Below are 9,057 nucleotides of genomic sequence, written 5' to 3' on the forward strand. Positions count from 1 at the left end.
GCTGTTTGGTAAGACAATTAGCGTTTGAATTTTTCGGATTTGGCACGAGTGGGTTACGCTCGTCACATCGTGGAAATGTACGCAGTGCTCTGGTAGCTGTTAAGCCAGGGGCGGTAGCGTGCATTAATGCATCTATTAATCAAATCTGGAGCAGTCTATTTCACAGCATGCTCTCTGGCTATATGGAATAAAAAAGTGAAGATACTTGTTACTGGTGGCGCAGGATTTATTGGTTCTGCTGTTGTTCGTCACATAATAAATAATACGCAAGATAGTGTTGTTAATGTCGATAAATTAACATACGCCGGAAACCTGGAATCGCTCGCTGAAATTTCTGATTCTGAACGTTATTCATTTGAGCATGCAGATATCTGCGATGCCGAAGCGATGGCTCGTATTTTCGCACAGCACCAGCCAGACGCGGTGATGCACCTGGCAGCAGAGAGCCACGTTGACCGCTCAATAACTGGCCCTGCGGCATTTATTGAAACCAATATTGTGGGTACTTATGTTCTTTTAGAAGCGGCGCGCAATTATTGGTCTGGTCTGGATGATGAAAAGAAAAAAAACTTCCGCTTTCATCATATTTCTACTGATGAGGTGTATGGTGACTTACCCCATCCGGATGAAGTAAATAGCAATGAAACGTTGCCGCTATTTACGGAAATGACAGCATACGCGCCAAGTAGTCCATATTCTGCTTCTAAAGCTTCCAGCGATCATTTGGTTCGCGCATGGAAACGTACTTATGGTTTACCGACCATTGTGACTAATTGCTCGAACAACTATGGTCCTTATCATTTCCCGGAAAAGCTTATTCCACTGGTTATTCTTAATGCACTGGAAGGTAAGGCATTACCTATTTATGGCAAAGGAGATCAGATCCGCGACTGGTTGTATGTAGAGGATCATGCTCGAGCGTTATATACCGTCGTAACCGAAGGTAAAGCGGGCGAAACTTATAACATTGGTGGACACAACGAAAAGAAAAACATCGACGTAGTGTTCACTATTTGTGATTTGTTGGATGAGATAGTCCCGAAAGAGAAATCTTATCGTGAGCAAATTACCTATGTTGCTGATCGCCCAGGGCATGATCGCCGTTATGCAATTGATGCCGATAAAATTAGCCGCGAATTGGGCTGGAAACCACAGGAAACGTTTGAGAGCGGGATTCGTAAAACTGTGGAATGGTATCTGTCCAATACAAAATGGGTTGATAATGTGAAAAGTGGTGCCTATCAATCGTGGATTGAACAGAACTATGAGGGCCGCCACTAATGAATATCCTCCTTTTTGGCAAAACAGGGCAGGTTGGTTGGGAACTACAGCGTGCTCTGGCACCTCTGGGTAATTTGATTGCTCTTGATGTTCACTCCACTGATTACTGTGGTGATTTTAGTAACCCTGAAGGTGTGGCTGAAACCGTTAGAAGCATTCGGCCTGATATTATTGTCAACGCAGCCGCTCACACCGCAGTAGACAAAGCAGAATCAGAACCGGAGTTTGCACAATTACTGAACGCGACGAGTGTCGAAGCGATCGCGAAAGCAGCCAATGAAGTCGGCGCTTGGGTTATTCACTACTCTACTGACTACGTATTTCCGGGGACCGGTGAAATACCATGGCAGGAGGAGGATGCAACCGCACCGCTAAATGTTTACGGTGAAACCAAGTTAGCAGGAGAAAAAGCATTACAAGAGCATTGTGCGAAGCACCTTATTTTCCGGACCAGCTGGGTCTATGCAGGTAAAGGAAATAACTTCGCCAAAACGATGTTGCGTCTGGCAAAAGAGCGTGAAGAATTAGCCGTTATTAATGATCAGTTTGGTGCGCCAACTGGCGCAGAGTTGCTGGCTGATTGTACGGCACATGCCATTCGTGTGGCACTGAATAAACCGGAAGTCGCAGGTTTGTACCATCTGGTAGCCAGTGGTACCACAACCTGGCACGATTATGCTGCGCTGGTTTTTGAAGAGGCGCGCAAAGCAGGCATTCCCCTTGCACTCAACAAGCTCAACGCAGTACCAACAACAGTCTATCCTACACCAGCTCGTCGTCCACATAACTCTCGCCTTAATACAGAAAAATTTCAGCAGAACTTTGCGCTTGTCTTGCCTGACTGGCAGGTTGGTGTGAAACGCATGCTCAACGAATTATTTACGACTACAGCAATTTAATAGTTTTTGCATCTTGTTCGTGATGGTGGAACAAGATGAATTAAAAGGAATGATGGAATGAATACGCGTAAAGGTATTATTTTAGCGGGTGGTTCTGGTACACGTCTTTATCCTGTGACTATGGCTGTCAGTAAACAGCTGTTACCGATTTATGATAAACCGATGATCTATTACCCGCTCTCTACACTGATGTTGGCGGGTATTCGCGATATTTTGATTATCAGCACGCCACAGGATACTCCTCGTTTTCAACAACTGCTGGGTGATGGGAGCCAGTGGGGGCTAAATCTTCACTACAAAGTGCAACCGAGTCCGGATGGTCTTGCGCAGGCATTTATCATCGGTGAAGAGTTTATCGGTGGTGATGATTGTGCTTTGGTACTTGGTGATAATATCTTCTACGGTCACGACCTGCCTAAGTTAATGGATGCCGCTGTTAACAAAGAAAGTGGTGCAACGGTATTTGCCTATCACGTTAATGATCCTGAACGCTATGGTGTCGTTGAGTTTGATAAAAACGGTACTGCAATCAGCCTGGAAGAAAAACCGTTACAACCAAAAAGTAATTATGCGGTAACCGGGCTTTATTTCTATGATAACTACGTTGTGGAAATGGCGAAAAATCTTAAGCCTTCTGCCCGCGGTGAACTGGAAATTACCGATATTAACCGTATCTATATGGAACAGGGGCATTTATCTGTTGCCATGATGGGACGTGGATATGCCTGGCTGGACACGGGGACACATCAAAGTCTTATTGAAGCAAGCAACTTCATTGCCACCATTGAAGAGCGCCAGGGCTTGAAAGTTTCCTGCCCGGAAGAAATTGCTTACCGTAAAGGGTTTATTGATGCTGAGCAGGTGAAAGTATTAGCTAAACCGCTGAAAAAAAATGCTTATGGTCAGTATCTGCTAAAAATGATTAAAGGTTATTAATAAAATGAATGTTATTAAAACAGAAATTCCAGATGTACTGATTTTTGAACCGAAAGTTTTTGGTGATGAGCGTGGTTTCTTTATGGAAAGCTTTAATCAGAAAGTTTTCGAAGAGGCTGTAGGGCGGAAGGTTGAATTTGTTCAGGATAATCATTCTAAATCGTGTAAAGGTGTACTTAGAGGTTTACACTTTCAGCTTCCTCCCTTTGAGCAGGCAAAATTAGTAAGGTGTATAGTTGGCGAGGTATTTGATGTTGCAGTAGACATTAGACCTAATTCTGAAACATTTGGTTCATGGGTTGGAGTAACTCTTTCGTCAGAAAATAAAAGGCAGCTATGGATTCCAGAAGGATTCGCCCATGGTTTTTTAACTTTAAGTGATATTGCAGAGTTTGTTTATAAAACTAACAACTATTATTCTTTAAATCATGAAAGGGGAGTCATTTGGAACGATGAGGAAATTAACATTGCCTGGCCCTCTCAATCAGAGAAGATTCTGTCACAGAAAGATATTAATTTACCATCATTTAGATTTGTTCAAATGTTTAGCAAGTAGTGTTATCTTTACACTGCACATAGTCATCATTTTTTATGCTTTAAGTAAATTATATTGCACATCTATAACACAAAGCGCAATAATATTTCGACCTGATGAAGGTTTGTGGTTATTTATCTTTCTAGGCGTTTTTTATGACTAAAATAGTTGTGGTTTCTACAGCTCCAATATTCCCGACAAATAATGGGTACAAAAGTTCTGTATTAGGAAGAATTGATGAGTTATTAAATGAGGATAATGAGGTCGTTTTGATTGAAATAAACCTTGAAAATGTTACGGAAAAGAAAGATGAATTAATACCAACAAGATTTAATAATATTCAAAGATATGAAGTAAAAAAAATATCTAGATCATTTATTGCCGAGTTACAAATATTATTTGATATCAGAACTCGGTATGAACAATTATTTTCTTCTGCTGACATTAGAGATAACATAAAAAAGATAATTGATTTAGAAAAACCTTCTATTATTATTGCTGAGTCTATATGGGCGTTGCAAGCATTGCCTATTGAAATTAGTGCGAGAATACACTGTGTTATTCATGATGTGGCAACTGATTTCTTTAAAGAAATGTTTGTATCTCATAATGAGGTTGTACGAAAAATTTTGTTTTTTAATGATTACCTAAAGTTGAAAATTACTGAAGAAAATATTATCAAACGTTTGAGAGTTGAGCAATTTATCTTTCTGACAGAAGAAGATAAATGTTGGTATAAAACAAGATACAATATTGATGAGGGTTGTTGTTCCTTAGCGAGCAATCATCTTTATGTAGAAAAGATTAAGAGAACTATCAATTTCCAAACCCCTTTCCTGCTTATTCCCGGTAGCATTGAATTTTCACAAAATTTTTACGGCTTAAATTGGTTTATAAAAAATATATATCCTGGATTAAATAGGAAAATAAGAATAGTTGTAACAGGAAAGGCATCAGATAAAAAAATAAAGATGTTAAACTGTGGAGAGGAAATTACCTTTACGGGAGAGCTTGACTTTTCCACATATAATAAACTTAGCTCAACATGCTTGTGTGTTATTGCACCGATTACAACGGGCACTGGAATTAAAATAAAAATATTAGAAGCTGTACAAAAAGGTATTCCTGTACTTACAACAAAATTTGCTTCAAAAGGAATATGTTCCGATTTATGTTTTTATTGCGAGGAGGATACTGACACAAACTTTGTCAATTTAATTAACAGTTTTCTTGAAACGACATTAAGAGTCCAAGAATGAATTTATTGCTTTTTTCAGTCCTTGCGTTTGGTTTAATATTGGCTTTGGCCCATAATAATAAAAGTGGAGATATTAACGCATACTTAATGTTTTTTCTCGTGGTCCTAATGGTATTAATATCAGGGCTGCGTATGAATGATAGTGATTATATCGAATACAGGAAAATGTATAATGAAGTGCCTATTTTATGTGACTTTAGTCTCGCATCTATAAGAGATATACATGGGGAGGTAGGCTATCTATTCTTATCATCAATCTTTAAAACTTTATGCTTGCCATTTCAATTATTTCTTTTTTTTATTGCTTTTTTATCACTCCTGCTTACATATTTTTCATTCAGAAAAATAAGTTTAATACCGATACTATCGTTAGTTTTTTATTTAAGCCATGCTTTTATAGTTAGAGATTTGATTCAAATTAGGGCAGGATTAGCTGTTAGCATATCATTATATTCAATAATTAAATTTAAAGGAAATAAAAGTATAATTACAGGAGTTTTATTTGCTTCTTTGATTCATTCTGGGGCGCTTATTATTGCTCTTTGTTATCCTTTTTTCAAAAAAAAATACATAACATTAAAAATGATGTTGTTTTTATTTTTAGTGTCAATTATTTTTTCTTATTTGAATGGGCTTAATTTATCGATACAACTCTTATCTCAATATAGTTTGCTTCCAACTGCAATTTCGAATTATGTTGGTTGGGAAGAATATGATTATCGGGTGAGTATATTTACTAATCCGGTTTTTATTAAAGGTGTTTTTTTAATTGTCTTAATGCACAAATATGTACTTTCAGATATTAAAAATGAGAAAATTATAGTGCTTTATAACTTATATGTTTTAGGTGTATTAGCTATGGTTGCATTGAGTGGGATGGCTATTCTTTCAGGCCGTCTTTCATCCTTTCTGACACTAGGTGAAAGCATTTTAATTGTATATGCTCTGTTCTACAAAAGAAATACACCTCTGGCGTTTCTAATTTTTTCTTTTTTAACAATTGTGCAATTAGGATATGATCTATTTATTTCTAATGTGCATCCTGAGCTTACTCTGATTATATTTGGGTGAATCTAAGTGAAAAATAATAAAATAGGCATACTTATCTCTAAAATACAAAATCTTGGACCTGTGAATGTAGTACGAGGATTGATAAAAGAAAATAAAAAATATGCTTTTACTGTTTTTTGTTTAACAAATAGCGTAGATAAAAATATATATGATGAGTTATGCTGTTTAGGAGCCAAGGTTATATTAATACCAGATGGTACTTGGTTCAGCAAAATTTTATTTGTGAGAAGTTTTTTAAAGGAACATCCACATAATATCTTACATTCACATGGGATCACGGCCGATATGTTTTCTTACTTTCTGAATGGCGTGAAAATATCTACTATTCACAATAGACTAGATGAGGATTATATCCCATTATTTGGCGCGGTTAAAGGGAATGCTATATATTATCTTCATCGTTTTATATTACGAAGATTTAATCATATCGTTGCTTGCTCAGCAGCGGTCCAATCAAAACTGAAACAATCGAAAGTAAAAACTAAAATAACCACCATCCAGAATGGGATTGATATAACTAGGTTTAAGACACTTGAGTCTGATAAAAAAAAATTATTGAGGGAAAAACACGGATTTGATAGTGAAAAAAGAATATTTATATATTGTGGCTCGTTATCATTAAGGAAAAATATTGCTTACCTCTTGGAACACTTAGCCATCGAAGAAAATGATATATTTTTAATTCTAGGTGATGGTGAACTTTTTAGATATTGTAAGGATAAATATTCTAAAGATTTACGGTATATATTTATGGGGAAAGTTGAATGCCCTCTTGAATATTATCAATTATCAGATATTTTTGTTTCCGCTTCTTTATCGGAAGGGCTCCCCTTGGCACTATTAGAAGCTGCCTCTACTGGGTGCTATTTATATGTTAGCGATATAGAGCCCCATAGAGAAATTGCATCTCTATTAGGAGAGGAAAATATTTCTATGTTTAAAATTAAGGATGGATCATATAATTATTTGCAACCTAAAATAAAAAAAGCTGACTATAACGCTCTTTCTGACGATAAACTTTACAATATATCCGATAAAAAAATGTCAAATCTTTATGACAAACTTTTTGTTTCTTTATTAGAGCAGAGGCACTAATATAATGATTTATGTTTCGGTAATTTCTCATGGTCATTTCAAAACTCTTAAGGAATTAGGAGCAGTATCAAAATTAAATAATCACAGCAGAATTAAAGTTATCATCAAAGATAATTTAGGAGAGAGCGAGCTTTTGGATTTTTGTCAGGAAAACAAAATAACTTATTTAAGGTCTAAAGAGAAAAAAGGATTTGGAGAGAATAATAATGAAGTTTTTTCCTCTATATCCTCCTTAATTACTAAGGAAGATTTTTTTGTGGTTATGAATCCTGATATATATATTGAGTGCTCTGATCTATTAGATGTCGTAGATGAGTGTGGTTCAGCGAATGTTAATCTAGCAACGATAAATTTATACAGGGATTTTGATAAAAAAACATATGATAACTCAGTAAGGAAATTTCCCTCGGCAATTGATTTTTTTATGTCATTTTTATTTAAGAAAAATGACTGTGTAGTAAATAAGAACAAAATAACGAAACCAACATATGTTGATTGGGCTGCAGGTTCTTTTCTAATATTTAATGCCTTCTTTTATTCAAAACTCAACGGATTCAACGAAAAGTATTTTATGTATTGCGAAGATATTGATATATGTTGGCGAGCTAAAAAACACTTCAATACTTCAGTTTTATACTATCCATGCTATGCAGCAATTCATTTGGCACAATTTAACAATCGTAGGATTTTTAGTAGACATTTCATTTGGCATATAAAAAGTATTATCCTTTTTTTATTATATAAAAATGGTATGCTGCGTTCTAGTAAGTTGCTTTAATGCTAATATTCTTTTAAGAGGTGAGAATGATACCTGTTATTTTGGCTGGTGGTTCGGGAAGTCGCTTGTGGCCACTTTCACGAGAAAAGTTCCCCAAGCAGTTTTTAAAGTTGACTGGCAGTTTGACAATGTTGCAGTCAACATTATCACGTCTTAATAATTTAAATGCTGATGATTCAATAGTTATATGCAACGAAGAGCATAGATTTATTGTTGCAGAACAATTAAGAGAGTTAGGCAAACTTTCAAATAACATTATTCTTGAACCCAAAGGTCGTAATACAGCCCCTGCTATAACACTCGCAGCATTAGCAGCAAAAAGAAAATTCGCTGATGAAGATCCATTGATTCTTATTTTAGCTGCAGATCACAACATCCAAGACGAACATGTTTTCTGTGAGGCAATTAATAAGGCGTCATCTTTAGCTAGTTATGGAAAACTAGTGACTTTTGGTATCGTTCCATTCAAACCTGAAACTGGGTATGGCTATATTCGTCGCGGTGATGAAGTGCCTGTAGATGAGCAGCATGCGGTGGCCTTTGAAGTGGCGCAGTTTGTCGAAAAACCGAATCTGGAAACCGCGCAGGCCTATGTGGCAAGCGGCGAATATTACTGGAACAGCGGTATGTTCCTGTTCCGTGCCGGACGCTATCTCGAAGAACTGAAAAAGTATCGTCCGGATATTCTCGATGCCTGTGAAAAAGCGATGAGCGCCGTCGATCCGGATCTCGATTTTATTCGTGTGGATGAAGAGGCGTTTCTCGCTTGTCCGGAAGAGTCGGTGGATTACGCGGTCATGGAATGCACGGCAGATGCCGTTGTGGTGCCGATGGATGCGGGCTGGAGCGATGTCGGTTCCTGGTCTTCATTATGGGAGATCAGCGCCCACACCGCCGAGGGCAACGTTTGCCACGGCGATGTGATTAATCACAAAACTGAAAACAGCTATGTGTACGCCGAATCTGGCCTGGTCACCACCGTCGGGGTGAAAGATTTGGTGGTAGTGCAGACCAAAGATGCAGTGCTGATTGCCGACCGTAATGCGGTGCAGGATGTGAAGAAAGTGGTCGAGCAGATCAAAGCTGATGGTCGCCATGAGCATCGGGTGCATCGCGAAGTGTATCGTCCGTGGGGCAAATATGACTCTATCGACGCGGGCGACCGCTACCAGGTGAAACGCATCACCGTGAAACCGGGCGAAGG

General features: G+C 37.7%; 9 protein-coding genes. All 9 read left to right on the forward strand.

Features of this window, described 5'->3' with window-relative positions; all coding sequences use genetic code 11:
* The first annotated feature begins 195 nt into the window (after window positions 1-195).
* A complete protein-coding gene (gene rfbB, locus C4F37_RS04350; protein WP_001557078.1) occupies window positions 196-1,281 on the forward strand; it encodes a dTDP-glucose 4,6-dehydratase in 1,086 nt (361 codons plus the stop codon).
* On the forward strand, window positions 1,281-2,180 hold the full coding sequence (rfbD, locus tag C4F37_RS04355; RefSeq protein WP_001023638.1) for a dTDP-4-dehydrorhamnose reductase: 900 nt from the start codon (window positions 1,281-1,283) through the stop codon (window positions 2,178-2,180). Before rfbB ends, rfbD begins: the two co-directional genes overlap by 1 nt.
* A 57-nt stretch (window positions 2,181-2,237) precedes the next feature.
* Entirely contained in the window at window positions 2,238-3,116 is an 879-nt protein-coding gene (rfbA, locus tag C4F37_RS04360; RefSeq protein WP_001681957.1) for a glucose-1-phosphate thymidylyltransferase RfbA, read from the forward strand.
* 4 nt (window positions 3,117-3,120) lie between these two features.
* Window positions 3,121-3,672 carry a dTDP-4-dehydrorhamnose 3,5-epimerase gene (gene rfbC / locus C4F37_RS04365; protein ID WP_001557076.1) on the forward strand — a complete coding sequence of 184 codons (552 nt, stop codon included), beginning with the start codon at window positions 3,121-3,123 and terminating at the stop codon, window positions 3,670-3,672.
* Between the two features lie 134 nt (window positions 3,673-3,806).
* A complete protein-coding gene (locus C4F37_RS04370; protein ID WP_001681956.1) occupies window positions 3,807-4,910 on the forward strand; it encodes a glycosyltransferase in 1,104 nt (367 codons plus the stop codon).
* Window positions 4,907-5,980, forward strand: a complete 1,074-nt coding sequence (gene wzy, locus C4F37_RS04375) for an O75 family O-antigen polymerase (RefSeq protein ID WP_001557074.1) — start codon at window positions 4,907-4,909, stop codon at window positions 5,978-5,980. Before C4F37_RS04370 ends, wzy begins: the two co-directional genes overlap by 4 nt.
* Window positions 5,981-5,986: 6 nt before the next feature.
* Window positions 5,987-7,075, forward strand: a complete 1,089-nt coding sequence (locus C4F37_RS04380) for a glycosyltransferase family 4 protein (RefSeq protein ID WP_224155512.1) — start codon at window positions 5,987-5,989, stop codon at window positions 7,073-7,075.
* Window positions 7,076-7,079: 4 nt separating this feature from the next.
* Window positions 7,080-7,853, forward strand: a complete 774-nt coding sequence (locus tag C4F37_RS04385) for a glycosyltransferase family 2 protein (protein ID WP_001557072.1) — start codon at window positions 7,080-7,082, stop codon at window positions 7,851-7,853.
* A gap of 26 nt (window positions 7,854-7,879) precedes the next feature.
* A partial coding sequence (locus C4F37_RS04390) for a mannose-1-phosphate guanylyltransferase/mannose-6-phosphate isomerase (protein WP_100621396.1) occupies window positions 7,880-9,057 on the forward strand: 1,178 nt, incomplete at its 3' end.

This window comes from Escherichia sp. R1, from assembly GCF_003000935.1.
GTDB classification, from domain to species: domain Bacteria; phylum Pseudomonadota; class Gammaproteobacteria; order Enterobacterales; family Enterobacteriaceae; genus Escherichia; species Escherichia coli.